Origin of the sequence: Agarivorans sp. DSG3-1 (genome assembly GCF_046774965.1) — a bacterium.
Taxonomy (GTDB): domain Bacteria; phylum Pseudomonadota; class Gammaproteobacteria; order Enterobacterales; family Celerinatantimonadaceae; genus Agarivorans.
On the sequence record NZ_CP177241.1, the window covers coordinates 2,495,842 to 2,521,260 of the forward strand.

Genomic DNA, 25,419 nt, shown 5'->3' on the forward strand with positions numbered 1-25,419 from the left:
TGTGGCAATTAGGCCAAGTGTTCAACTGTTATTTATTGGTTTTGCTTTTTTCATCTTGATGTTGAAACAGTGGTAGCTCTAAGGTGAACAATGCACCACCAATTGGGCTATCGCTTACCTGTGCGTTGCCGCCATGGTTCGCCACAATACGCTCTACAATAGATAAGCCTAAACCGTGACCGCCACTCTGCCTGCTGCGGCTGTCGTCTACTCGAGCAAAAGGTAAGAATATGGATTCGCGATACTGTTCTGGCACACCGATACCGTCATCATGCACTTCAAAAAATACTGACTTATTGGATAAGTAAGCGCGAATAAGGATCAGCTTTTCAGCATATTTTTGAGCATTCACTATCAGGTTATTTAAGGCGCGGCGCAGCAGTTTTTCATCGGCCATTAGCGATAAACCCACTGGACATTCGATTTGTAGTTTTAAGTTAGGACTTAGTTTAGATAAACGCTCACACATATTGTAAAGCAGCGGGTAGGGATTGAGTGATTCGGGATGAATACCGGTAGCCTTAGTGAGCTGAGAAAAGGTAATTAGCTCGTGAGTAAGATCTTCCAAGCTGTCCAAATCTTCATCCATTTCTTGAATGTGCTCATGCATGGTTTGCATATCGGTAATTGAACGGGTCATGTCTAACGCAAAACGCAGGTTGTTTATTGGCGTCTTTAGCTCGTGTGAGGCGGCCATTGTCATGGCGTCTTGTTCTTGAATTAGCGTTTTAAGTTTATAGGCCATCGCATTTAGGCTGCGGGCCATGTGGTTGATTGGCGAAGGGGCTTTTTCGTTTGCGCTTACATCAAAGTTACCTTCACCCAAAGATTTTGTGACCTTAGCAAGGCGGTAGGTATGGCGAGTAATCGAGAACGAGAACCACATTACCGTTGCGGCTAAACACCCTCCAATAAGAGCAACCATATACCAGAATAGCCAATCGCCGTGGTCAATAAACTCTTCATCGAGATCTAGCTCCAACACTTGTTGATTTGGCCATTGGTAAAAAAGGGTGATGTCGTCATCATCCAAAAAGTTAGAGTGTACGGCAATATGTTGGCCATGCCGCATAACATGTAACCGGTTTTCGGCGTCCATTTCAGTGATGGGATAAATGCGAATAAAGAAGGGGAATTCTTCTTGGTAGCGAGTGAGTACTGCTTCTACATCTGGGTTTTCGGCGTGTAATAAGTCGCGTTCTAACAAGTAATATATTGGTAGGGTTATTGTGCCTATTTGGTCTCGCTCAATTTGTTGAACACGCTCTTCAATGATGACTCCATAAATAAAAGTGGCCGCCACAATAGCAAACACCGACGACAGGAATAATCGTAGAAATAGCGTAATCATGGTTGCGTTGCTGACCTAAGCGGCTTTAACAAATAAATAGCCTTTACCACGTACCGACTTAATGTAGCGGTAGGGCGGGGTATTGTCGTTAAGCTTTTTACGAATAGTGGATACACGCATATCGAGTGAGCGATCTAATCCATCGTAGTCAATCCCTCGCATTTCTTTAAACAATACGTCGCGAGGTAATACATGGCCAGCGTTGTCCATTAAGAAGTAAAGCAAATCAAACTCTGCGTCAGTAAGCTCTAATAATTGTTCGCCTAACCAAATACGGCGTTGGGTTTTGTCTGCATCTAAGTCTTGGCAAATAATTCGGTGAGCATTACGCGGCTGTTCAGCTTGATTGGTGTTCTGATTGTCTAATGCTGAAGTGCGATCACTGCGGCGCAGCGCCGAGCGTAAGCGCGCAAGCAAAACATGCGGACGCAATGGTTTACTCAAAAAGTCATCCACGCCCAAATTCAACGCCGACACTTCGGTTACATCATCGCCTTGGGCGGTAACCATAAGAATAGGGCCGGAATAAAAGTCACGCACTACTTGGCATACTTGAATGCCATCCATACCTGGTAGCATTAAATCTAACAATACGGCATCTGGGGAATGTTTAGCGATAAGCGCGGGTGCTTGGTCTCCACGCTCACTAGAAATAACTTCAAAACCTTCACTACGCAAAAATGTTGCCACCAACTGTTGTTGACGTGAATCATCCTCGATTAATACGATTCTTTTATGTTCTTGGCTCAATTTGTTTCCCTGCATAGACAACTCCCCTAGCTGGCTCATTTTAGAGAGCGCCTAAGACGATGCAATTACCTCTTACAAAAATACGACAAATATCATTTAATTGTAAATTTTACCTCACGTTCTGGTTAAGGATTCTGCGAAAGATTGACTATCCCTGACGAAAGACTGACTGATTGAGAATTTGTCGCATTTTACAATCTTCTCAACAACTGATTGAGCGATGAGCACTAATCGCTTTCGCTAGCGTTATATAGGACAGGGAACAGGATGAAAAAATCTCAACAGGCCGTTTCAATAGCTGCCGCTATTACTACTTTATTAGGCGCAGTTAGCCATGCAAATGCGACGGGTTACATTGATGATGAAGCAGGGTTTGGCTTCGAACTGCTATTAGGCGCTACCGTAGGCCAACAGCAATCGCAGTTTGATACCGATGATGACAACGCCACTACCGCAGATTTAAACAACTCAGGGAATAAAAGCTCTGGTGTAGGCCCAGCCGTATTAGGTGAGCTTAATTACACTTTTGCCAACCGTAAAACTCAGATTTTCTTAGGCCAACAAGATGAAAACATTGTTCGAGGTCAAGACCAAATTGAGCTAGGCATAACCCAAATGGTGGGTGAGTACTCAGAGCTTGAGTTAGCCTACTTTCCGCGTATTCCCGGTTTTAGTGAAACTTGGCAAGATCCTTACTTAACTGGCTCAGCACGTCAAAAAACCGATGCCGATAGCAGCGGCTTTAGAATGGCTTGGCGCTATATTTTTGATACGCCAGTTACTTTACGTTATGGCTTTGCTAAAGCGGATATTGAAAACGAACGCAGTGGCGTGGCCTTTGGTTTAGATGCCGCTGAACAACAGTTAATGCAGCGTGACGGTTCGTATCACCGATTGGCGGCTGAGGTCATGGTTTATGACGAAGGCGGGTTAATGATTACCCCACAATTGACCTACACCAAAGCAGATACTGACGGTGATGCGATGGCCTTTGATAGCTATGGTGTTGGCCTGGAAGCCACTTATTCATTTGCTGAGCGCCACTTTACCAGCTTGTTTATGAATTACGACAAGCGCGATTATAAAGGGCGGAACCCGATTTTTAGTCAGACTCAAGATGATGATGATGTAGGTATAAATGCCATTTATGGCTATATGCGCCCCTTTGATTTTGATAATAGCTCGCTGTATGTGATGGCGTCTTACGAGAAAGGCAGTAGTAACATTTCGTTTTACGAGAGTAAGTCTTTGGGCATGTTAGTGGGTATTGCTTACGAGTTTTAGGGCTTAAGGCTTAAGGAGGTTTGCTATGTCGGTGTCTATGAGCATAAGAGTAGTGGTGCTGTTGGCGTTATCGAGCATGTTTGTGGCTAACGTTGCTTTAGCAGCGCATCAATCTAGAACGGTAATTTACCAAATAGAAGTGGAGGGGGATGTGGTTGGTAGTTATCAACTTACACGAATGGTTAACGATTCGCAGCCAACCGCGATGACTATTCAAGAGCAAGTGAATCTCGATTTTAGCTTTTTATGGTTTAACGAGCAGTATCAACGAAACGGTAAAGTAATGTTGGAAGGCGGAAAGCTAAAGCACTTCGCCTATAAGGTCAGCGATGAGGAGGCGCAATACCTGATTTTTGGTAGTGATAGGCTTGAACAAGGTTTACACATTAATGCCGTAGAGCACAAGGCTGAGCAGAACCCCGCTAGGGTAAAACAGCTAGCGAAGTCTATTGACCGAAAAGGGGCTGATAGTGGGATCCCATTAGCATTAAGTGCTTTTTCTGATGCACCTGATGCGATTGTTCAGCAAATTGATTTTGATACTGATTCCGCCAGTTTAGCAGATCACTTAGTTACATCCATTGACCACAAAAATACTCATACCCTGAAAGTACTGGATTTAGATGAATTCGATATCATCTCATACCAGGTTAAATACTTAGGTGAAAAACCCTTAAGTGCCGCTAAGCGAGTATATGTTAGCCATGGTTTTGAGTTAGCGAATAATACCTCGAATACTGAAATTTGGGTGAGTAAAGATAAGTTGGGGGCGTTTATCGTTGAGCAGTCAGGGGTTGATGACGGCGACAGTTTTAAAGTGAATATGCAGCAGTATTTGTTTTAGACCCACTTAATGAGTGACGACTTTAATTAACAAAATACATTTTATTTATAAAAAGAATGATGCTAGCACTTTGCTATCGTTATTCTTTTTGTTTTTATCATTTCTAAAAGCGTGATTGAAAGCGCTATCGCATCACTTTCTTCCTGAATTAACGCAATATTTTAACTTTTACTAACAAAACTAATAATTATTTGGTTATTATAGCCAAAAAATAATAACACATTAGTAATATCAATTAATTAGCACAAATTAGGAAGCGTTAACATGGAAGACTATAAACCGCAAAATAATCCTTTTAGCTTTAATGGAAGAGCCGGAGAGTTCTTTGGTATTTGGATTGTAAATGTACTTCTCACCATTCTTACTCTAGGCATATATTCCGCCTGGGCTAAGGTTCGTAACAAACAGTATTTTTATGGCAACACCGAGCTAGCCGGAGAAAACTTCGAGTATTTGGCTAAGCCTTTACAGATTCTTATTGGTCGAGTTATTGCACTGGTATGTGTCATTGCTTGGGTAGCGTTGCCGGCCGTGAGCGAAGCAGCTAGCGCAATACTGGGCTTGGCGTTTGTCGCCCTAATGCCGGTATTAATGGTTAAAAACTTGCGCTTTGACTCTAGAGTCACTCGTTATCGTAATGTGCGCTTTGATTTTGCCGGCTCTTACGGTGAGGCTTACAAAACGTTTTTAGTATTGCCGTTTGTTTACATGCTGAGTTTTATCTTAATTTTAGTTGTCGTAAGTTACGTATTTACACTTATCTCTAGCGTATTGGGCGGCATTATTAGTGTGGTGTTGTTTGGTTTAGGCATTACCTATGTAAATGCAATGATTGCTACTCAAATGAGCACTTACATTCTAAACAATTACCGCTGGGGTAACTTACAGTTTGCTGCCGACATCGACTCGCGCGCAGTATTCAAAATATTCTTAAAAGTAGCCGCTATGGGGTTAGGCGGATTTATTGGCTTAATGCTAATACTTGCTGTGATTGCATTTGTTGCCTTTAGTACTGACCTAGGCCAAATAGCCATGATGTTTGCCAATATAGGTGAGGGTGGCTTGCAAGACTTTGCTGCTAAAGGATTAATCTTTGGTGTTATTGGCGTTATATATTTGAGCTTTTTCTTACTTGGTTGGTTTGTTACTGCTTATTTACAAGCATGCATAAGAAACTATCAATTCGGCCAAACTGATTTAGAAAGCAAGCTATATATGGATTCAAACGTTAAACCAATGGCTTTTTTAGGGGTGATGTTAAGCAATATGCTGCTCACTGTTTTTTCTCTCGGTTTAGCTATTCCGTTGGCTAAAGTCCGTATGGCTAATTTTATGGCCGATGCCACTGCGGTAATGGGCGAAATTGACACGGTGGCTAACCAAAACCAAGTGAGTGATAGTACTACGGCTATTTCTGATGAAGTGGCCGACGCCTTTAGTATTGAGGTGGGTGTTATTTAAGCCATATGAATTTTAAGGGCAAAGTATTTGTAGCCAATGGCTCTTTGTCTAGAGCAGCGCGTTTGCACTGCTCTGACGAGGGCTGGTTAGAACTGAGTGATGAACAGGGGGCGACTCGCGCTAGGTTTGATGATCTGGATATTTCAGCCGCGATAGGCAACCAGCCGCGAGCTATTAGTTTCAGTAACGGTGATCGCTTTGTTGCGGATCAGCCATTGGAATTAAATGCTTGGTTAGACAAGCACGGCCAATCATCGCTGCTTAAAAGCTTTGAGAAAAACTTTTTGGTTATTGCTGTGGCCATTTTGGTCAGTGCCATGGTGGTATACGTGAGCATAGAGCAAGGCTTGCCTCGCTTGTCTCAGTTTTTAGCAAAACACATTCCTGATGTGGTTGCGGTGGAGCTCGAAGAACGAACGTTAGAGCAGCTTGAATCTGTAGGCTTTGAATCCACCGAGATTGACACAGAAACTCAGCAGCTTATTCAGGGTAATTTCCAGCAGTTGGTTAGTGGTATTGACGACTTACACCCAAGCCCGCAATTGCTGTTCTACAAACTGTCCGACCAAGCTAACGCTTTTGCGTTGGCGAATAGCTCTATCATAGTGACCGATAAATTGGTCGAATTGATGCAACAACCTGAACAGTTGAATGGCATATTACTGCACGAACTCGCTCATGTTGCACATAACGATGTAATGGCAGGGTTAGTGCGTTCGGCACTTGTTAGTACCGCTGTGGTTTTACTGGTAGGTGACAGCAGCTTGCTGGTGGATGGCTTGGTGAGCGCAGCAGTGTTAGGACTAAGTATGGGATACTCCAGAGAAGCAGAAGCAAGTGCAGATCTCTTTGCCTGCCAATGGAGCCAAAAACTGGGTTTATCTGAGCAGCACTTGTTAAGTGGCTACCAACATCTTTTTGAGTATGCCGAAGCAGATATTCCCTCTTGGATAAGTAGCCATCCAGGAGATGAAGAGCGGTTAGAGCAGCTAATGCAGTGCTCAGCCTCTATTGATTAAAAGTTACTTGATAGAGTTAAATTAAGAAGACGGAAAGCCGAAGTTATTCTTCGGCTTTTTTGTTATTAACGTGTAATTCGCTTAGCGGCAGCATTAAGCGCTTTTTCTACTGGTTGCCTTCCGGTGGTGATGTTAGTTAGTGTGGTCGCCATTGCAGCCCAAAATTTGCCCATGGCGGCAGCGTTTGGCATGGGTTCACCTTGTGCTGCACTTGCGTATACAGCTTGAACTTTTGGGTCGTTTGCGAGTTCTTTTTCTAGTTCGAGGTTAGCCATTGCGCCAATGTCGCCACTGCTGAATAGCAAACGTTGGTTTTCTACCGTCATTAGGTAATAGTTTAAAAACTCGTCCACTAGGGCTGGATGTTTAGTGGCGCTATTGACCACTGCGCTCCAAATGCCAACAAAGGCTTTTGCCGGCTTGCCATTCACGCTAGGGAGTGGAGCAACCCCAAAATCCATCCCTACACTGTTAAGCTCATCCCAATACCACGGGCCATTTATCACCATGGCCACTTCGCCTTTAATAAACTGTACATCCATAATTGAATAATCGGCGTTGCGGGGCATCACTTGCTCATCAAGCATCCGTTTTAGCAAGTTTGCGGCATACATGGCGCTAGGGTGGTTTACTCCAGTATCTTTAACGTTATAACGCTGGTTTTGTTTAGCGAAAACGTAAGCGCCGTCGGCCGCTAACAACGGCCAAGTGTAGTAGGTATTGTTGTAGTCCCACAAAATGGCCTTGGCTTTATGTTGCTCTTGTAATTGTTGATCTAATTGAAAAATCTCTTCAAAAGAAGTCGGTACTTGGCTAATTAAAGCCTTGTTATAAATAAGGCTAATGGCTTCTATTCCAATTGGGTAACCGTAGATTTTCCCTTCTACGCTCACAGCATCCCAGGCGTAATCTACCGCAGAAGCTTTTAGTGACTCACTGGGTTTTAATTCACTGATTAATCCTGCTTTAGCCCAATCACCTATTCGGTCATGTGGCCAAAAAATAACATCTGGACCTTCGCCATTTCGGGCTTGTATTTCAAAATTTCCGGTTATATCAACGGGGCGCTTTACTTCAACGCTTACCCCTGTATCGGTGGTGAAATCCTGCGCAATTTGTTGCATTTGAGCATGGCTTTTACCTGTCCATATGGTAATGCTAGGCGCATCGACTTGATCGGCCTTTGCGCAGGCTATACCCAGCACTAATAACGTGGCCGCGAGGCTGCTTATTCTAGTTATCATTTTTTAATTCCCTATTACTTGCGAATGTAGCATTGAGAAAATGACAGTGCTTTGCAAGCAAGCGACTTTGGGCAATTGAGGTTTATCACAATCAATCTCAGGCGTTTTTAATAAATGAGATACAAAACGTAATCACTTGTATTTCGCTTAAAAATGTCGCTTTTCTTTACATTTTTCACACAAGCGCTTTTGCTTAAATATTGAACATCTTGATTTTATTATGTTTGTCATTTTAGGTACTCGTTATGCATTAAGTCATTAGATTGATTTATCACTAGCGTGGGCAACAGCGTGGCAGTGCAATGTTAATTATCTGGCTTAAGAAAGCATGGGATTGGGTATCATCACACCATGGTGTATTGAGTTCTGCTGCCACTATCATTGCGGTTGTTTTAGCGTACGTATCGCTTAAGAGTTCAGCTGACAATTTCACTAGACAACTAGATGAACAAAAGCGTGCTGCGCAGGTGGCGAATGTTGCTTATTTTGTATCGGCTGTGAGTGATGCCATTGTTTTATCTAATACTGATGAGGCGCGCTTAGAACGTTTTATAGTCTCTCGCTCTCAACTGCTGTTTGAAAGTTTAAATTACCCTTCTTTGGTTGCCCAAGTTATTCAGTTTTTAGCAAGTAACGAGCTAGCGTATTTGTTCGACACTACACGCAGCTTTGTGAGTAAAAAGTCGCTTTCGTTGGCGGGTAAAGATTTAAGTGGAGTACAGCTTAAAGACATTACTTTTCAAACAACCACGTTGTATTGCGTCAATCTGGAAAACAGCTATTTGGCTAAAGTGGCGTTTGATATGCCAGAGTCTAGTTACGTGAATTTTCGAAACGTTAACTTTAGTCAAAGTCTGTTTCATGGCGCGCGAGCGTATTGGGGTAACTTCAAAGATGTATCTATTGAGTTGTCTGGTACTAAAGACGAGCGTGCTGATACCTTTTCACGATCAAGTTTTATATTTTCTAATCTAAGCGGTTTACGTATCAATAAATCTAACTCACAAGCTGAGTCTTTAACTGTGAATGAGTTAAAGGCGCAGAGGCAAGTTGAGTTAGGTCAATTGTCTGAAATGCTATTTAAAACGAATACGCTTTATGGTTCGGTAATCGATGATGATTTGCGGCAATACATGAGCCAAAAGGATACGGAACAGTTTAAGCGATTAGTCGATTTAGAACATTTACTCGTGCTCGACTCTGTGGCGAAAGCGGATTTAGTACAACGCAGAAAAGATTATAGAGAGCAGGCTAAAAAGGTAGCGCTAGAGCACAGTTGGAAAAAAGCGTGGGAAGCAAAACTTAAACGATGGTGCGAAAAATGAACAAATGGTTGATTTGTCTTTTGCCTTTCAGTGTATCGGTAAATGCTAACTGTACCTTACAGGGAGATATTTACGATGAAGGTGCGAAATTAGGTAATTTAGTTTGCCTAAATGGAAGTTTTACATCGGCGGATAAAGCCAGCCGAAGTACAACTACGCCTAATGGTGAGGGTGATTTGGTAAGCCGAAATGGCATCCATGTAAGCGCATCATTAACACCACAAACAGACAACAGTGAGCAGCATGCTTTAGGAGCAGAGCAATGAAAAAATTACCGATGTTAGTGGCTATTATTGGGCTTGCTCTTAGTTTGCCAAGCATTGCCGATTGCGTGCATGGCGGCAATGTTTACCCGGAAGGGGCGACCATTGGTAGCTATAAATGCGTAAATGGTTCTTGGGTGGGGCAATAAAAAGGGTAGTTAGGACTATTTTTAGCGTCGCTCGCAAGACGTACAACCTCGGCAGGCCGAGCGAGTGTGTTTGTCTAAACGTTCTCGTTGGGTTTTGCAGTAGGCATTTTTTAATGCGCGACGCGCAGAGAACCAATCATTGGCTTTGCTTATGATCAAATTACCACCAAAGCGTTTAGTGAGAAGTTCTCGATATTCGTCGATAAAGCCATTATCAAAATCAATCTCAAAATAGCGCAGCGCTTCTTCCATACAGGTAAAGTTTTGTATCACCGCATGTATGTCTGTTTTACTCATAAATCGCCTCTTGAACGTTAATCAAAGGCTAGCAAAGCTTTGTAGCTCACATATTGATATAACATAGCCAAGGTGCCAATTTTTGATGCTGTTAAGCGGTAGAGTCGTGGATTGATGCCTATTCGGTATGGGGCGTGTTTGTATACGCGTCTTCATCCTGCGGGCTTTAACTCAGTTACCGAGTGACATTTAACGTAAATAATACTAAATTGTTATCATTATGTTGCATTTTGAGGTGTTAGTGATGAAAACCATATCGGTATTATTTGCGGCTGTTTATTTAGCCGCTTGTTCCAATCAACCTATCGTTAGTTCTGCACCAACAAACATAGAACAAGCTGGCGCTACAGATGACGATTTACTGGCGTCTATTCAGCAGTCTTCAGATTCGACTAAAAATTCCGGTTTAACCGCAGAGCAGCTTTATATGTGGCAAAACATGAGTTGCGGTGGTGGCCATTAAGTTTGTCTAAGCTTTAGGTTTAAGCTGATTTCTGTTGGCTTTTAAAATACTAGCGAGCTATAAAGCTAAGTCTATTTTGCTCGATAGGGTTAGCCGATTAACGTTAGTGAGGTGAGGTTAAGTAAATAAATGTTGCCACTTAAAATCTTAGTATGCATTTAATAGCGGCAATTGATAACGAGCGCTACAAGTACTTCTTTCTTAGAATTTGTATGATGGCTGTGAGTAAGGCTTGAAGACATAAAGTCTAGCATGGAGGTGCAGATGCCACTAAAACCTGCAATTGATCCTGAACAATGGATTCTAGATAGCCCCAACGATCTCATTTCACTTACTAAGTGGCAGCGCACGGTAAACCTGCTAGCCAAATTGTTTGACGCTCCAGCAGGGTTTTTAGTTCAACATACTTCTTCGGGTTACCAAGTCGCTATTGCCAGTGAGCAGCAAAGTAACCCTTACAGCGCGGGTATGGTAGTAGAGCCAGAAGCGAATATTTTTTGCCGCAAAATAGTTGAAACTCGCCAAAGCCTTTATGTTGCTAACGCTACAATAGACCCCTGTTGGGACTCAAACCCTGAAGTGCATAAGGATGGCTTTCGGTCTTATCTCGGTGTTCCAGTGTTTTGGCCTAACGGGAAAGCCTTTGGTACCTTTTGTGTATTAGATTACCGTGAGACCAATTACGACGATACTTACTTTGAGCTGATAGAGCAGTTAAGAGATATCCTAGAAGCGGACTTGTCCTTGCTTGAATTGTACTTACAAATGCAAAAGCTGGCAGTAACCGATCCTCTTACAGAATTAAATAATCGTAGAGGTTTCAGCTCGTTAGCTCAGCAAAGGATCCGTTTGGCCAAACGAATGGGGTCACGCTTAGGTGTATTTTACTTAGATATTGATAAGTTCAAGCAAATTAATGATACCCATGGCCATGCAGTTGGAGACAATGTGTTAATTGATGTGGCTAAAGCAATGCGCCATTGCGTGCGCAGCTCCGACGTTATTGGCCGAATGGGCGGCGATGAGTTTGTTGCATTAGTCTTGATTGAGCAAGATTCTGATTTTGAGGCGATAGCCACTCGCTTTACCGAGCAGTTTGCCCAATATTCGGAATCAGACCTGCCTTTGTACACCGTGACCATTGGTTACGCTGACGTAGATTTAACCATGGAAGTAGAAAACATACTTGCTTTAGCCGATCAAGATATGTATCAGCATAAAACACCTTAAAATAGCTGTTTAAGTTTTGACCGGTACACAAGGCTGGTGTATCATCGCCGCAGATTTTAACTTGCTTACTTTTTCGCCTGCACTAAAGGTATGACTGTTCGCCTCGGATGGCGCGTTTTGGCTATCGGAGAACTACTTGGAACAGTTTATACAATTTTTATATCCCTTCAGTTGGCTTATTTCTATTTTGTCTTTCAGCCCGCAGATTATCCGCTTAATGCGAATCAAAGGACCGGCAAAAGATATCTCATTTATGAGCTGGATTATGTTCCAGTGTAATGCCGTACTTGCATGGACTTATACGGTGTTTGTAGTGGGTGACCCACTGTTATCTGTTACTACTTCTCTAGTGTTAGCCGCCAATCTCACCATGGTGTCGGTATTGGTGTATAAACGCCTCAAGTATCGTGATACAGCCTCTATCGAGGCTTTAAGTGCCTGATTTGATTATGCTTGAAAGCCTCACTTTCAAGCACAATTAGCTATTTTATCGGTAAAAGGTCGCTGGTCTTAGCAGATCCTATTAGCGACCTTGAGCAGTTTTTCTTATGAAAACGCTCTCAAAGTTTCCTGTTAGTTTCATCATTAAAATATTTTTCTTGATTGGTTTCAAGTTTGTCAATAATCGCCTTGAGAACTTAAACGGGCTTGCTAGTTTCTTAAATGAGTCAAACCTCAATAGAAGGTTTACCAAAAAGGTGTATGGCCTAATGAGAACCGCCACGAGTTAGCATGGCATGGTCAAGTTCTCTGTTTGTAATTGGTAAATACGCCAGTGTACTTTCTACCGCCACAAAGATGGCGAGGAAGAAAATAGCTAATTTTGCAAACAAAGAGAGACAAGACATGATGTTAAGGAAAACACTTCTCGCCACGGCGATAGTAACGAGTGCAATGTCGGCGCAAGCGGCCAATTATGGTGAAGCCTTGCAAAAATCCATCTACTTTTACGAAGCTCAGCAATCGGGTGTCATTCCTGATTGGAACCGTACCGAATGGCGCGGCGATTCAGCCTTAAATGATGGTAGCGATAACAATGTAGATCTCACTGGTGGTTGGTATGACGCCGGTGACCACGTTAAATTTGGCTTCCCAATGGCCTCTACTGCGACCATGTTGGCGTGGGGGGTTATTGAATATCCAGAAGCCTATTCTCAAACTAATCAGCTTGAACATATTAAAAATAATCTGCGCTTTGTGGCCGATTATTTTCTAAAAGCGCATACCGCACCTAATGAATTATATGGCCAAGTGGGCGGTGGTAGCATCGACCATGCTTGGTGGGGATCTGCAGAAGTGATGCAAATGGAGCGTCCTTCTTACAAAATTGATGCAGCCAATCCTGGTTCTGATTTAGCCGGTGAAACCGCTGCAGCGCTGGCCGCCATTTCAATGGTATTTGCAGAAAGTGACCCAGTATATTCGGCCACGTTGTTAGATCACGCTAAGCAGCTTTATAGTTTTGCTGACAATTATCGCGGCAAATATTCAGATGCCATTACCGACGCTAAAGCCTTTTACAACTCCTGGAGTGGCTATCAAGATGAGTTAGTGTGGGGGGCAATTTGGTTATACCGCGCCACTAATGATGTTGCGTATTTGGATAAAGCTAAGCTTGAATACCCTAACCTCGGTAACGAAGGTCAAACGGAGTACCGTGCCTACAAATGGGGCCAAGCTTGGGATGATAAATCTTATGGCTCTTATGTATTGTTGGCCAAACTTACTGGTGAGCAAGTCTATCAAGATGATGCCGAGCGCTGGTTAGATTACTGGACCACTGGCTTTAATGGCGAGAAAATTGCCTACACACCAGGCGGCTTAGCCTTTTTAGATGTATGGGGCGCAGCCCGTTACACCTCTAATACTTCATTCTTAGCGCTTATCTATTCTGATTTTCTTAAAGCGAATGCATTGGCACCAACCAAGGCTGCTACTTACTACGATTTTGCGAAAAGTCAGCTAGATTACATTTTAGGGGATAACCCACTCAACATTTCTTATCAAATTGGCTATGGTTCTTACCACCCGACTAAGCCGCATCACCGTACCGCACATGGTGCTTGGGCAGACAGTTTATCCAGCCATCCCGTTGAGAATCGTCACTTACTGATTGGCGCACTAGTGGGTGGGCCAGGTAAAGATGATTCATACGCAGACGATCGCGGTGATTACTACAAAAATGAAGTGGCCACCGATTACAACGCTGGCTTTACTTCAGCCTTGGCCCGCTTGTGGTTAGATCATGGTGGTGCACCGATTGCTGAAGAGGATTTCCCGCCTAAAGAAGTACGCGATACCGAACTCTACATAGACGCCAAAGTTAACTCCGAAGGGCCGCGCCATATAGAGATTAGTGCGCGTGTGCATAACCATACTGCTTGGCCATCACGTGTTACCGATAAGCTTAGCCTACGTTACTGGGTAGATTTAACTGAAGTCGTTGCTGCAGGTTATACCGCAAATGACGTAACAGTAAGCACGGCATATTCACAAGGTTCTGGCTTTAGTGGTTTACACCCATGGGGTAATGAAGGCGATAACATTTACTACGCCGAGATTAGTTTTGATGGTGTAGATATTTACCCTGGCGGCCAGTCTCCTTCGAAAAAAGAAGTGCAGTTCCGTTTGGCATTGCCAACCAGTACCAACAATCCTGATTGGGATAACGCTAACGACCCTTCTTGGGATAGCTACAGTAATGCGCATGAACTTGCACCTAAAATTGCCATGTACGACGCAGGTTTATTGGTATGGGGAGCGGAACCTAGTGCTGCGTGTGGCGGAGCGACCGGTATAAATTGTGCGCCAATCGCGCAAAGTCAAACAGTGGCTACACCGTTTGATACCCCTGCTTCAATTACTCTTGCCGCAACTGATAGCGATGGCACTATTGCCAGCTATGCCATTGCTAGCCAGCCAGCACATGGCTCTGTCACCTTAAGCGGTGATGTTGCCAGTTACGTGCCTACTGCTGGTTACTTTGGTAGTGACAGCTTTAGCTTTACCGCCAGTGACGATCAAGCAGCAGTATCGCAAGCGGCTACGGTAACCGTAGATGTAGCAGCACCGATCATTCCCGCAGTAACCATTAGTTCGCCAACCAATGGCACTGAAGTGAGCCCATCAAGCGATGTGAACTTGCAGCTCGATGTTGCAAATGCTCATGGAGCCAATGTGTACTTAGATGGCGCGCTTGCCACTAGTCGTGTCGGTAGCGGAGCAGTGACCTTAACCATGCCGGATACCGAAGGCACGGTTGCCATCGTGGTGATTGCCACTGATGAACAAGGTACAGAAATAAGTGCCGAAGCCAGTTTAAGCTTGGTGGTTAAGCAAGGTGCGGTGACTCCTGTTGGAGACCTTACTTGTGAAGTTGGTAAAGCTGACTCATGGTCTACCGGTTTTGTTATCAACGCTATCACGGTGACGAATGGTGGCACTGAAGCGGTAACCGGTTGGAAAGTTAACCTAGCATTCAGCGAAGCAGTATCTTTGGCCAATGGCTGGAATGCAGAGCTAAATCTCGCCAGTGATGGCTTAGGTATTAGTGCTAGCAATGTGGTTCATAACGGGCAACTAGCGCCGAGTGCTAGTGCTTCGTTTGGCTTACAAGGCGAGCATTCAGGCAACTTTGTAGCACCAACTTGTGTGGTTTTACCTTAATACTTAACTCCATTTAAAGCGGCTTCGGCCGCTTTTTTCATAGGGAATATGTACGGAGAATTATGATGAATACTAAAAAAAGCTTTCTCGCTAAATGTTTAGGGTTTACCGCTGCTTCGCTGGTAAGCACTAGTTTAATGGCCGCTCCCTTACCGGGAGATGATTGGTTACATGTTGAAGGTAACCAAATTAAAGATATGCAAGGCAATACCGTGTGGCTAACCGGCGCAAATTGGTTTGGCTTTAATACTACCGAGCGGGTATTACATGGTTTGTGGTCGGTGAATTTGGAAAATACTATTCAAGATATCGCCTCGCGTGGGGTGAACCTACTGCGAGTGCCGATTTCAACCGAACTGCTAAAAGAATGGAAAAATGGCCAGTTTGTGGCGATTCAAGTGAATGCTTCGGCTAATCCTGATTTAGCCTCGGCCACTTCCTTAGAAGTATTTGATGCAATGATCGCTGCCGCCAAGGCCAGTGGCATGAAAATCCTACTAGATGTGCACGGCGCTGAAGCGGATAACATGGGGCACATCGCGCCACTTTGGTACAAAGGCGACATTACCTCAGAAGACTTCTTCTCTACTTGGGAGTGGGTGACTGAGCGTTACAAAAACGATGACACTATTATCGCATTTGATTTAGAAAATGAACCACATGGCAACCCTAAACAAAGCGCTGCTGGTGAGTTTGCTAAATGGGATAACTCAACCGACGAGAACAACTGGAAACATGCTTGTGAGGTGGTGTCTAACCGCGTGTTAGATATTAACCCCAATATGTTGGTGATGTGTGAAGGGATTGAAGCCTATCCGGTAGAGGGTAAAAACTGGGAAAGCAAAGGCAAAGACGATTTTCACTTTAACTGGTGGGGCGGAAACTTGCGCGGCGTGCGCGAATTCCCTATCGATTTAGGGGCGCGCCAGCAGCAGTTTATGTACTCACCGCATGATTATGGCCCATTAGTATTTGCTCAAGATTGGTTTTACCCAGGCTTTAATAAAGACACCTTGTATCAAGATGTGTGGAAAGATAACTGGATGTTTATTCATGAAGAAGGCATATCTCCGCTATTGATTGGCGAGTGGGGCGGCTTTATGGATGGCGGACCCAATGAGGCCTGGATGGTGGCTATTCGTGACTTGATTATCGAACACCAACTACACCACACCTTCTGGTGTATTAATCCTAACTCGGGTGATACAGGCGGCTTACTCGGTCACGACTGGACGACTTGGGATGAAGAGAAATACGCCTTATTTCTACCATCTCTTTGGGCCAATGATGCAGGTAAATTTATTAGCTTGGATCACGAAGTGGCATTAGGGGGCGCTAACAGTGCTACCGGTATTAGCCTGAATGATTACTACCAAGGTTTGAATCCGTCGGTAAGTATTAGCTCACCTGCCGCAAATAGCATCGTGCTAACTGGTTCAAGTTTTAGCGTGAGTTATTCGGTGAACAAAGCGGCATCGGTGAACGTTTATCTAGATGGTAGTTTTGTGAAAACCGGGCCGGTTTCAGGTGGCGTGAACTTAACCGCGCCAAGCGCTGAAGGTGACTTTACCGTTTCTCTCGTGGCAGTAAATAGTGCCGGTAGTGAAATGGCGGTGAGCGATAGTATTGCGCTCAGTGCGTTAAACGAAGTACCGTTGCAGCCTGAAATTAGCGTAAGCTCGCCAAATGCCAATAGCCGTATAGAAGCTGCTAGTACCTTTGCGGTAAGCGTGAACCTTAAAGATGCCGCAGGTTTTGAAACCAACTTAGCGGGACAAGTGCTGTCGTTTACTGGCACCAGTGCCGAACTAACAGCGCCTAGTGTAGTTGGCGCCTACACCTTGAAAGTGACAGCGCAAGACGAACAAGGCCAAAACCTGAGTGTTTCAGACAGTGTGGCGCTTAATGTTGTTGAGCCGGCAGCAGCTAACTTAAGTTGTACGGTTGGGCCTGCAGATTCATGGGGCAGTGGTTTTGTGATTAACAGCATTACGGTTAGCAATACGGGTACCGAAACCATCTCTGGTTGGACGGCAGTACTTGATTTTCCTAGTGCGGTTAGCTTAGTGGGCGGTTGGGGGGGCGTATTTACTGCGACAGCCCAGAGTATTGAAGTGAGCAATGAAGCTTATAATACCGACATTGCCCCAGGTAGCAGTCTGTCTTTTGGTCTGCAAGGGGGGCATTCAGGTAACTTTGGCGCACCTACATGTACTATGCGCTAATTTATAAATAAGTCATCGCGCTAAGAACGCGCTTAACTGTAAAGCCCTTAATACACTTTATTAAGGGCTTTTTGTTTTTGTGGCAATCTGCTACTTCGATTTAGATTATTTCTCTGTTAGTGCCGATTGGTAATGTTTACTTTAGTAAATAATTCCATTTTTGTTATGTATATCAAAGGTTAAGTCCTTTTTGGTAAAATTGTCACTTATTAATAAACAGTTTTATCAGAACTAAGGTAAGCTTGCGCTCGTTTACTGGTGGATGTGTTATTTATAGCGGCCATCGCAGGAAGCAAAGACTTGAAAGTTACCAACGTGGACTTGCACAACGCGGTTGGGATCTTTTGTAAAGAGTGTCTGTTTCTGTAAACAGCAGTACTTCTTACCGCTACATAGAATGGCAGAAGGAGGCTTAATACTTTTGACTAAATGATGAGACAGCAAAGATGTTAAGGAAAACTTTACTCGCGACCGCAGTAATTACCAGTGCAATGTCGGCGCAAGCCGCAAATTATGGCGAAGCCTTACAAAAATCTATTTATTTTTACGAAGCCCAACAATCGGGCGTAATTCCTAGTTGGAACCGAAATGAGTGGCGAGGTGACTCGGCATTACAAGACGGCGCTGACAACAATGTTGATTTAACTGGCGGCTGGTATGATGCCGGCGACCACGTTAAATTTGGCTTCCCAATGGCAGCCACCGCCACCATGTTAGCGTGGGGCGTAGTAGATTATCCGCAAGCTTACGAGCAAACCAACCAACTAACTCACATCAAAAATAACCTGCGTTTTGTGGCAGACTACTTTGTTAGCGCTCACACCGCACCAAACGAGCTTTATGGCCAAGTAGGTAAAGGCTCGGTAGACCACGCTTGGTGGGGATCGGCTGAAGTAATGCAAATGGAGCGCCCTTCTTACAAGGTTGATTCCGCTAACCCAGGCTCTGATTTGGCTGGTGAAACTGCTGCAGCATTAGCCGCTATTTCTATGGTGTTTAAAGACAGCGACCCAAGTTATGCAGCAATGCTACTTGAGCACGCCAAAGAGCTATATTCATTTGCCGATAAATACCGTGGTAAATATTCAGACGCCATTACCGATGCCAAAGCGTTTTATAACTCATGGAGTGGTTATCAAGATGAGTTAGTGTGGGGTGCCATTTGGTTGTACCGCGCCACTGAAGACGCTAGCTATTTGAATAAAGCTAAAACGGAATATGGCTCTTTAGGCACTGAACCGCAAACGGATACACGCTCTTACAAGTGGGGCCAAGCCTGGGATGATAAGTCTTACGGCGCTTATGTATTAATGGCTAGCCTTACCGGTGAGGCTAGCTACCAAGCTGACGCAGAGCGTTGGCTTGATTACTGGACGGTAGGTTACAACGGTGAAAAAATTCGTTATACGCCCGGTGGTTTAGCCTTTTTAGATACATGGGGCGCAGCCCGTTACAGTTCTAATACCTCGTTCTTAGCCTTGGTGTACTCAGATTACTTAAGAGAAAATACCGATAAAGATGCTAAGGCTGAAATTTACTATAACTTTGCTAAAGGCCAGTTAGATTATATTTTGGGAGATAATCCGTTAAATATTTCTTACCAAATTGGCTACGGTGATTACCACCCAACTAAGCCTCATCACCGCACCGCTCACGGAACATGGAATGATAATTCGGGTGACCCTGTAGAAAACCGCCACTTATTGGTAGGCGCATTGGTGGGCGGCCCTGGGTTAGATGATTCTTGGGTTGATGATCGCGGCGATTACGTTAAAAACGAAGTGGCTACCGACTACAACGCAGGCTTTACTTCGGCGTTAGCGCGCTTGTGGCTCGACCATGGCGGAGATCCTATTGCCGAGGCTAGTTTCCCGGCTAAAGAGCAACGTGATACCGAGTTATTTGTAGAAGCTAAAATCAACTCGCAAGGTACACGCCATATTGAGTTAGCGACTAGAGTACATAACCATACGGCTTGGCCATCTCGCGTAACTGATCAACTAAGCTACCGTTACTGGGTTGATTTGAGTGAAGTGTTTGAGGCGGGTTACTCGCTAAATGATGTAAAGTTATCAACCGCTTACAGCCAAGGTTCCGGTTTTAGTGGTTTACACGCTTGGGGTGACGAAGCGGATAACATCTATTATGCAGAAATTAGTTTTGATGGCATAGATATTTACCCTGGTGGTCAATCGGCCTCTAAAAAGGAAGTGCAGTTCCGTTTGTCACTACCAACTAATACCAACAACCCCGATTGGGATAATGCTAACGACCCGTCGTGGGATAACTACAACAATGCCTACAAGCTTGCGGGTAAAATCGCATTATACGATAACGGCGAGTTAGTGTGGGGAACTGAGCCAAGTGCGGCATGTGGCGCAGATACAGGCATTAACTGTGCACCTGTGGCGCAAAATCAAAGTGTAAACACGGCTTCTGATACGCCTGTATCTATTGAATTAACCGCAACAGATTCCGACGGTCAAGTCACTAGTTTCACTATCGCGAGTCAGCCAGCTAACGGTATTGTTAGCTTAAATGGCAGCGTAGCGGACTATGTACCTAATACTGGTTCGTTTGGTGTTGATAGCTTCACTTATTTCGCTAGCGATAACCAAGGTGCAAACTCCACTGAAGCAAAAGTAACCGTGAATGTAGCGGCGCCTATTGTTCCTGCGGTGGCGATCAGTTCGCCTGCAAATGGCAGTGAAGTTAGCCCAGGTAGCGACGTACAAGTTCGCTTAGACTTAGCCAACGCTTATGGCGCAAATGTTTACCTTGATGGCGCTTTAGTGACGAGCCGAGTAGGTAGCGGCAATGTAAGTATCACTATGCCAGAGAGTGAAGGTGAAGTAGTGGTACTGGTTATTGCTACAGATGAGCAATCGGCAGAGTTGTCTGCTGAAGCTGTTTTAGCCTTAACCGTTAAAGCGGGTGAACAACCTCCAGTTGGCGGCGAGTCTGAGCTTACTTGTACCGTAGGTGAAGCTAACGTGTGGAATAGCGGCTTTGTATTAGGCAATATTAAAGTGACTAATGCTGGTGGCGAAGATGTAAGCGGGTGGAAGGTTCATTTAAGCTTCCCTCAACCGATTAGTTTGGTAAACGGTTGGAACGCTATGTATCAAGCAGCTAGTGATGGCTTAGGACTTACTGCTGTAAATGAAGTATATAACGGTAACTTAGGTCCGAATGCGAGTACTTCGTTTGGTATGCAAGGTGGCTACAGTGGCAACTTTGAAGCACCTACGTGTGAAGTGCTTCCATAAGTAATCCATAAATATTTAAGGCGACTTCGGTCGCCTTTTTTATTGGCAAAATCGAGTCATTAAGTGAATCTTGGATTGTTCTTGGCTTATTTACCCCAACGCAATTGTGGCATAATCTAGCTTTATAAACAGGCTCTGGGCTTTTAGAAAACATGTTACAGCTGCGAGATTACCAGCAAGCTTCGGTTGATTCCGTATTGGCACACTTTCGACAAAGTGATGACGCTGCAGTAGTTGTATTACCAACAGGGGCCGGTAAAAGCATAGTCATTGCTGAACTAGCGCGTTTGGCTAAACACCCCATTTTGGTATTAGCCCACGTAAAAGAATTAGTGGAGCAAAACCAAAGTAAATTCACCACCTATGGCTTTGAGTCAGGCGTATTTGCTGCAGGCTTAGGGCTTAAACAAAACCAATATTCAGTCACCTTTGCTAGCGTACAATCGCTCAGCCGTAATCTTGACCGGTTTTCGGGCTACTATTCTTTGGTGGTAATTGACGAATGCCACCGCGTAAATGATGGTAGTGATAGCCAATACCAGGTAATTATTAATCACCTAAAGCAGCAAAACCCTCAGCTAAAAGTACTCGGTTTAACCGCCACGCCTTATCGCTTAGATAAGGGGTGGATTTATCAGCAGCATTACCACGGTTATGCGCGAGGTAAAGAAGATGCTTGGTTTAAAAAATGTATTTACGAGCTGCCTTTACGTCACCTGATTAGTAAAGGCTATCTCACTCAGCCATTGTTAGTTGATGCTCCAGCGGCACGATATCAGTTTGATGAGTTACCGACTCAGTACAGTGAGGCGCAGCTAGACCAATTTTTAGCGGGCTGTCCGCGAGTGACTCAGGCCATATGTAAGCAGTTAGTTCAGCTAGCAGAAGACCGTAAAGGCGTGATGGTGTTTGCGGCAACGGTAAAGCACGCTCAAGAGATAGCTCACTACTTACCAGAGGACCAAACAGCAGTAGTGACGGCTGAAACGCCTAATCAACAGCGTGACTCGCTAATTGAACAGTTTAAGCGCCAACAGCTTAAATTTTTGGTGAATGTATCGGTATTAACTACTGGTTTTGACGCCCCCCATGTGGATTTAATTGCGATATTACGACGCACTGCCTCGGTCAGTTTATATCAACAAATTGCTGGTCGTGGACTCCGACTGTATGAGGGGAAAACCGATTGCTTAATTGTTGACTACGCGGGCAATAATTACGACCTATACCAACCAGAAATTGGCGAAACTAAACCCAACCCCAATAGCACTTTAGTACAAGTGAGTTGCCCGCAATGTGAATTTGCCAACATGTTTTGGGGAATCACCGATAAAGACGGTGACATTCTCGAACATTATGGTCGTCGTTGCCAAGGTTTGGTTGAAGACCCAAGTGACCAAACCAAGCAAGTGCAATGCAGTTACCGCTACAAATATAAGCAGTGCTCACAATGTAACGCTGAGAATGATATTGCGGCTCGCCAATGCCATAGCTGTGGTTTTCAGTTAATTGACCCTGATAACCAACTGAAAGATGCCTTGCAGCTAAAAGATCGAAAAGTACTAAGGTGTAGCGGCATGTCGGCAAGCTGTGAGGGTGACAAACTAAAGCTCATCTACCACGATGAAGATGGTGCTGAGCTTAGTGAACATTTTAACTTTGCTTATTCAAAAGCTAAGCAGCAATTTAATACTGTGTTCGCTCGAAGAGTTGAAGGAAATAGCGTTGAAGTCACTAACGCCAAACAAGCTGAAAAAACTATCCAACAAATTGTTGCCCCAGACTTTGTGATTGCCAAAAAACGAAAGCACTACTGGCAAGTTGAGCATCGTATTTTTGATTATCGAGGGAATTACCGCAAAGCCAATCAGCAGTATTAGTTAGGCCGAAAAATCTGAAAGTTCTGAAAGCTCATTAAGGTGAAACTACTTATCAAAAACAGTGGCTTACCCTTTTTATTTATAATTTTGTTTATATCTATGGCGGTGCTTTATTGATAGACTCTTTTGTCTTTTGGTGAAAGGATTCATTGTGAAACGCTGTTGTTCAATAAACCCTAAGTTAACCTTGCTGTCTAGCGCATTATTGTTAGGTGCATGCGCATCCACTCCGGTAGATGAAACGCCTAAAGAGCAAACCGCTGTTGTCACGGCAAAAGTTGTCCTAAATGGTCTGTATGTACCAGATGCTCAAGGTGAACAAGTTGTATATACCCGTGAAAATATGCGAACTATTCATGACAGATTAAAGCCTGATAGCTTTTATATGAAGTGGGCGAGTATTGATGCTAGCGGTATTTTTCGTATGGATAAAAATTTGCTATGGCAACTGGACCATAAAAATAAAACATACCAAGAATGTGCTTTATCAGGCTGCGTAAGTGGCTATGCCGATATGCTTGAATCAGATGAAGGTTCAGAAGAGTATGAAAGCTACGAAGACTTAGGTTGTAAAGTCGAGCTTACCAAAAATGAGTTTGAAGTTTTGTCTACAGGTCATAAACGTCAAATTGGTGGCCAAGCAAGTGAAGAATATAAGGTAAAATGGTCAACTGAGTTCACTGATGAGAAAGGCAAAAAAGATCTAAACTTACTACAGTTTGTATTCTGGACCGCCGATCCTAATGCTGAAATGAAAGAAGCATGGCGTGTGCATGAAATTGCAACTAATAAATACTTGGATTCGGTTGGCGAGAATAACCCTCTAGTACGTCTTTTAGGGCGAGAAGGGTTTAAAACGATTAGTGCATTTACGGGTGATACTGAACAAGCTGATCACCTGGGCTTAAACGCGTTTCAGCAAGAGTTGGCAAAAATTCAAGGTTATCCTTTGTCGATAAAGCTGGAATGGTTTCAGAACATGCAAGCATGTGCTGACAACAAAAAGAAAGAAAAGCGTGATACTAGCATCGATTTTTCTGGTGGATTAGAAGACGCTGCAACTAATTTGTTGGGGAATATCGTTAAAAATGCCGCTGATGATATGGTTGACGAAAAAGTTGATGAGTGGATGAAAGATGCTCGTATACGTTATATCTACGAAGTGAAAACGGTAGAGAATAAACTGGCACACAATAGTAATTTTGATGTGCCTGAAAACTACGACATGCTCGATAGAAACTAAGGCTTTTTATATTCGAAACTGTAAAGGCTTGTATTATTACAAGCCTTTTCTAATTTCACCTTTTAAGTGAAATTAGCCTTGTGATGGTGGTGTGACCAACGGCGCTACAAAGCTCTTATGTTGATGTATTTCTTCTAAGCTCAAGCCGGTTAATTCATAGGGGAAGACCAGCCATTGCTCGGTTTGGTGAAGGCAATAATCAGGTTTTAGCTGAGTTTGATTAAACGCCGGTCTCTGCCATAGTGTGGCTATTTTTACTTGGCTAGGCATATTGCGTTTTAGCTTGCTTTGTAAGCGAGTAAACACCGCTTCAATGTTGTGGCCGCTACTAAATACGTCATCAACAATTAACAGGCTGTCATCGACATTTAGGTTTTCTAATAGATATTGAATGCCGTGTACCCTAATTGACTCTGGTGCTTCGAGTATCTGATGATAGTTCGTTTGTCCTTGGTAGGAGGTACGCAGTGAGATATGGTCGGTTTTCACGCCTAAGGTTTGCAAACACTCTTGCACATAAATACCCACTGCACTGCCACCACGCCATAGCCCAACAATAAAGGTAGGGCGAAAGCCGCTTTCAAAAATATTTACCGCTAAACGAAACGAGTCTTGAATAAGCGTATCTTCATCTAAATAATGCTTTTTAAGTTGTGCGGTAGGCTGGCTCATTGGCATAAGCAACATCCTTGAGTTAAAGGCTTCTACAGTGTTAGTTTTATACTATATCTATTATGAAGAGCTCGGCAATGCTAAGGGGGGGATAAATGAGTGATAAACGTTATATCACTGGGCAGGAGTTGTTAGAAGACTCATTTCGTCTCGCAGAAAAGGTATTGGTAAGCGGCTTTAAACCTACGTTTATCATAGCTGTTTGGCGTGGTGGCGCACCTATTGGTATTGCGGTACAGGAGTTTTTAGCTTATCACGGAATAGATACCGACAACATTGCAATACGCACCGCCTCCTATGCCGCAGGCATTGACCAGCAAGCCAAGCAGGTACAGGTATTCGGGCTTAACTATTTAGTTAAACATGTGCAGCAGCACGATAGCTTATTGATAGTGGATGATGTGTTTGATACTGGCCGCTCTATTGACGCGATTATTAGTGAGTTAAGTCGCCTGGCCAGGCTAAATACGCCCAGTGATATTCGTGTCGCTGTGCCGTATTTCAAACCAGAGCGAAATAAAACCAGCCGGGTGCCTGATTACTTTTTGCATGAAACGACGCAGTGGCTAAAGTATCCGCATTCACTAGAAGGCCTAAGTCCGGCAGAGATTGCTGAACATAGACCCGAGCTTTACCACATCATTAAAGCGCACCTGCCTAAGTAGGCGGATGTTGGTCGCTCATTTTAATATGCATGCTGTAACTTTAGCGAACACCACTGGGTTACATTGAAATAAACTGGGCGATGACTAGTCATAAATTTACAATAATAAAATAGTCAATT

General features: G+C 43.9%; 21 protein-coding genes. 16 read left to right on the forward strand and 5 right to left on the reverse strand.

Features of this window, described 5'->3' with window-relative positions:
• Positions 1-28: 28 nt before the first annotated feature.
• The gene (locus ACLD71_RS11650; RefSeq protein ID WP_411990809.1) at positions 29-1,351 is read right to left on the reverse strand and encodes a sensor histidine kinase; all 1,323 of its coding nucleotides are present in this window, start codon (positions 1,349-1,351) and stop codon (positions 29-31) included.
• Positions 1,352-1,366: 15 nt separating this feature from the next.
• Positions 1,367-2,140: a response regulator gene (locus ACLD71_RS11655; protein WP_411990810.1), complete on the reverse strand. Its 774-nt coding sequence runs from the start codon at positions 2,138-2,140 to the stop codon at positions 1,367-1,369.
• A 228-nt stretch (positions 2,141-2,368) separates the two neighbouring features.
• On the opposite strand from ACLD71_RS11655, the gene ACLD71_RS11660 reads away from it, so the two are divergent.
• The 4 genes from ACLD71_RS11660 (at position 2,369) to ACLD71_RS11675 (ending at position 6,709) form a co-directional block, all read left to right on the forward strand.
• Positions 2,369-3,385, forward strand: coding sequence for a DUF2860 family protein (locus tag ACLD71_RS11660; protein ID WP_411990812.1), 1,017 nt, complete (start codon positions 2,369-2,371; stop codon positions 3,383-3,385).
• A gap of 25 nt (positions 3,386-3,410) precedes the next feature.
• Positions 3,411-4,229 carry a hypothetical protein gene (locus tag ACLD71_RS11665; RefSeq protein WP_411990813.1) on the forward strand — a complete coding sequence of 273 codons (819 nt, stop codon included), beginning with the start codon at positions 3,411-3,413 and terminating at the stop codon, positions 4,227-4,229.
• Between the two features lie 264 nt (positions 4,230-4,493).
• The gene (locus tag ACLD71_RS11670; RefSeq protein WP_411990814.1) at positions 4,494-5,690 is read left to right on the forward strand and encodes a YjgN family protein; all 1,197 of its coding nucleotides are present in this window, start codon (positions 4,494-4,496) and stop codon (positions 5,688-5,690) included.
• Between the two features lie 5 nt (positions 5,691-5,695).
• On the forward strand, positions 5,696-6,709 hold the full coding sequence (locus ACLD71_RS11675; protein ID WP_411990815.1) for a M48 family metallopeptidase: 1,014 nt from the start codon (positions 5,696-5,698) through the stop codon (positions 6,707-6,709).
• Positions 6,710-6,774: 65 nt separating this feature from the next.
• Here the strand turns inward: ACLD71_RS11675 and malE are convergent, their stop codons facing one another.
• Positions 6,775-7,953 (reverse strand): maltose/maltodextrin ABC transporter substrate-binding protein MalE, encoded by a 1,179-nt coding sequence (gene malE, locus ACLD71_RS11680; protein ID WP_411990816.1) that lies wholly within the window; start codon positions 7,951-7,953, stop codon positions 6,775-6,777.
• Between the two features lie 302 nt (positions 7,954-8,255).
• Between malE and ACLD71_RS11685 the strand changes: the two genes are divergently transcribed.
• Genes ACLD71_RS11685 through ACLD71_RS11695 form a run of 3 tightly spaced genes read left to right on the forward strand, consistent with a single transcriptional unit; the run spans position 8,256 to position 9,690 of the window.
• Positions 8,256-9,278, forward strand: a complete 1,023-nt coding sequence (locus ACLD71_RS11685; protein ID WP_303549581.1) for a pentapeptide repeat-containing protein — start codon at positions 8,256-8,258, stop codon at positions 9,276-9,278.
• On the forward strand, positions 9,275-9,544 hold the full coding sequence (locus ACLD71_RS11690; RefSeq protein WP_137671972.1) for a hypothetical protein: 270 nt from the start codon (positions 9,275-9,277) through the stop codon (positions 9,542-9,544). Before ACLD71_RS11685 ends, ACLD71_RS11690 begins: the two co-directional genes overlap by 4 nt.
• Positions 9,541-9,690: a hypothetical protein gene (locus ACLD71_RS11695; protein WP_154675869.1), complete on the forward strand. Its 150-nt coding sequence runs from the start codon at positions 9,541-9,543 to the stop codon at positions 9,688-9,690. The genes ACLD71_RS11690 and ACLD71_RS11695 overlap by 4 nt, the downstream gene beginning before the upstream one ends.
• A 21-nt stretch (positions 9,691-9,711) precedes the next feature.
• Here ACLD71_RS11695 and ACLD71_RS11700 read toward each other — a convergent pair whose 3' ends face one another.
• Positions 9,712-9,987, reverse strand: a complete 276-nt coding sequence (locus ACLD71_RS11700) for a nitrogen fixation protein NifW (protein ID WP_411990817.1) — start codon at positions 9,985-9,987, stop codon at positions 9,712-9,714.
• Between the two features lie 244 nt (positions 9,988-10,231).
• On the opposite strand from ACLD71_RS11700, the gene ACLD71_RS11705 reads away from it, so the two are divergent.
• The 8 genes from ACLD71_RS11705 to ACLD71_RS11740 all read left to right on the forward strand — a co-directional run bounded on the left by ACLD71_RS11705 (position 10,232) and on the right by ACLD71_RS11740 (position 23,963).
• The gene (locus ACLD71_RS11705; protein WP_303549587.1) at positions 10,232-10,450 is read left to right on the forward strand and encodes a hypothetical protein; all 219 of its coding nucleotides are present in this window, start codon (positions 10,232-10,234) and stop codon (positions 10,448-10,450) included.
• A gap of 264 nt (positions 10,451-10,714) precedes the next feature.
• Positions 10,715-11,680, forward strand: coding sequence for a sensor domain-containing diguanylate cyclase (locus ACLD71_RS11710; RefSeq protein WP_137671969.1), 966 nt, complete (start codon positions 10,715-10,717; stop codon positions 11,678-11,680).
• Positions 11,681-11,933: 253 nt separating this feature from the next.
• On the forward strand, positions 11,934-12,122 hold the full coding sequence (locus tag ACLD71_RS11715; protein WP_137671968.1) for a hypothetical protein: 189 nt from the start codon (positions 11,934-11,936) through the stop codon (positions 12,120-12,122).
• 290 nt (positions 12,123-12,412) lie between these two features.
• Positions 12,413-15,346, forward strand: a complete 2,934-nt coding sequence (locus ACLD71_RS11720) for a glycoside hydrolase family 9 protein (protein ID WP_411990818.1) — start codon at positions 12,413-12,415, stop codon at positions 15,344-15,346.
• Positions 15,347-15,408: 62 nt separating this feature from the next.
• On the forward strand, positions 15,409-17,571 hold the full coding sequence (locus ACLD71_RS11725; protein ID WP_235836149.1) for a cellulase family glycosylhydrolase: 2,163 nt from the start codon (positions 15,409-15,411) through the stop codon (positions 17,569-17,571).
• A 446-nt stretch (positions 17,572-18,017) separates the two neighbouring features.
• Positions 18,018-20,840, forward strand: coding sequence for a glycoside hydrolase family 9 protein (locus tag ACLD71_RS11730; protein WP_411990819.1), 2,823 nt, complete (start codon positions 18,018-18,020; stop codon positions 20,838-20,840).
• A 152-nt stretch (positions 20,841-20,992) separates the two neighbouring features.
• Positions 20,993-22,720, forward strand: coding sequence for a DEAD/DEAH box helicase family protein (locus ACLD71_RS11735; RefSeq protein WP_411990820.1), 1,728 nt, complete (start codon positions 20,993-20,995; stop codon positions 22,718-22,720).
• 151 nt (positions 22,721-22,871) lie between these two features.
• On the forward strand, positions 22,872-23,963 hold the full coding sequence (locus tag ACLD71_RS11740; RefSeq protein ID WP_411990821.1) for a hypothetical protein: 1,092 nt from the start codon (positions 22,872-22,874) through the stop codon (positions 23,961-23,963).
• A gap of 72 nt (positions 23,964-24,035) precedes the next feature.
• Here the strand turns inward: ACLD71_RS11740 and ACLD71_RS11745 are convergent, their stop codons facing one another.
• Entirely contained in the window at positions 24,036-24,641 is a 606-nt protein-coding gene (locus tag ACLD71_RS11745) for a phosphoribosyltransferase (protein WP_411990822.1), read from the reverse strand.
• Positions 24,642-24,730: 89 nt separating this feature from the next.
• Between ACLD71_RS11745 and ACLD71_RS11750 the strand changes: the two genes are divergently transcribed.
• Positions 24,731-25,300, forward strand: coding sequence for a phosphoribosyltransferase (locus tag ACLD71_RS11750; RefSeq protein ID WP_411990824.1), 570 nt, complete (start codon positions 24,731-24,733; stop codon positions 25,298-25,300).
• The last annotated feature ends 119 nt before the right edge of the window (positions 25,301-25,419 follow it).

Coding starts and splice junctions, on each gene's coding strand:
- ACLD71_RS11655 (WP_411990810.1), bottom strand. CDS start 2,140: ATGAGCCAGCTAGGGGAGTTGTCTATGCAGGGAAACAAATTGAGCCAA.
- ACLD71_RS11700 (WP_411990817.1), bottom strand. CDS start 9,987: ATGAGTAAAACAGACATACATGCGGTGATACAAAACTTTACCTGTATG.
- ACLD71_RS11730 (WP_411990819.1), top strand. CDS start 18,018: ATGTTAAGGAAAACTTTACTCGCGACCGCAGTAATTACCAGTGCAATG.
- ACLD71_RS11690 (WP_137671972.1), top strand. CDS start 9,275: ATGAACAAATGGTTGATTTGTCTTTTGCCTTTCAGTGTATCGGTAAAT.
- ACLD71_RS11685 (WP_303549581.1), top strand. CDS start 8,256: ATGTTAATTATCTGGCTTAAGAAAGCATGGGATTGGGTATCATCACAC.
- ACLD71_RS11735 (WP_411990820.1), top strand. CDS start 20,993: ATGTTACAGCTGCGAGATTACCAGCAAGCTTCGGTTGATTCCGTATTG.
- ACLD71_RS11675 (WP_411990815.1), top strand. CDS start 5,696: ATGAATTTTAAGGGCAAAGTATTTGTAGCCAATGGCTCTTTGTCTAGA.
- malE (WP_411990816.1), bottom strand. CDS start 7,953: ATGATAACTAGAATAAGCAGCCTCGCGGCCACGTTATTAGTGCTGGGT.
- ACLD71_RS11725 (WP_235836149.1), top strand. CDS start 15,409: ATGATGAATACTAAAAAAAGCTTTCTCGCTAAATGTTTAGGGTTTACC.
- ACLD71_RS11670 (WP_411990814.1), top strand. CDS start 4,494: ATGGAAGACTATAAACCGCAAAATAATCCTTTTAGCTTTAATGGAAGA.
- ACLD71_RS11665 (WP_411990813.1), top strand. CDS start 3,411: ATGTCGGTGTCTATGAGCATAAGAGTAGTGGTGCTGTTGGCGTTATCG.
- ACLD71_RS11750 (WP_411990824.1), top strand. CDS start 24,731: ATGAGTGATAAACGTTATATCACTGGGCAGGAGTTGTTAGAAGACTCA.
- ACLD71_RS11745 (WP_411990822.1), bottom strand. CDS start 24,641: ATGCCAATGAGCCAGCCTACCGCACAACTTAAAAAGCATTATTTAGAT.
- ACLD71_RS11705 (WP_303549587.1), top strand. CDS start 10,232: ATGAAAACCATATCGGTATTATTTGCGGCTGTTTATTTAGCCGCTTGT.
- ACLD71_RS11695 (WP_154675869.1), top strand. CDS start 9,541: ATGAAAAAATTACCGATGTTAGTGGCTATTATTGGGCTTGCTCTTAGT.
- ACLD71_RS11710 (WP_137671969.1), top strand. CDS start 10,715: ATGCCACTAAAACCTGCAATTGATCCTGAACAATGGATTCTAGATAGC.
- ACLD71_RS11715 (WP_137671968.1), top strand. CDS start 11,934: ATGAGCTGGATTATGTTCCAGTGTAATGCCGTACTTGCATGGACTTAT.
- ACLD71_RS11720 (WP_411990818.1), top strand. CDS start 12,413: ATGGCATGGTCAAGTTCTCTGTTTGTAATTGGTAAATACGCCAGTGTA.
- ACLD71_RS11650 (WP_411990809.1), bottom strand. CDS start 1,351: ATGATTACGCTATTTCTACGATTATTCCTGTCGTCGGTGTTTGCTATT.
- ACLD71_RS11660 (WP_411990812.1), top strand. CDS start 2,369: ATGAAAAAATCTCAACAGGCCGTTTCAATAGCTGCCGCTATTACTACT.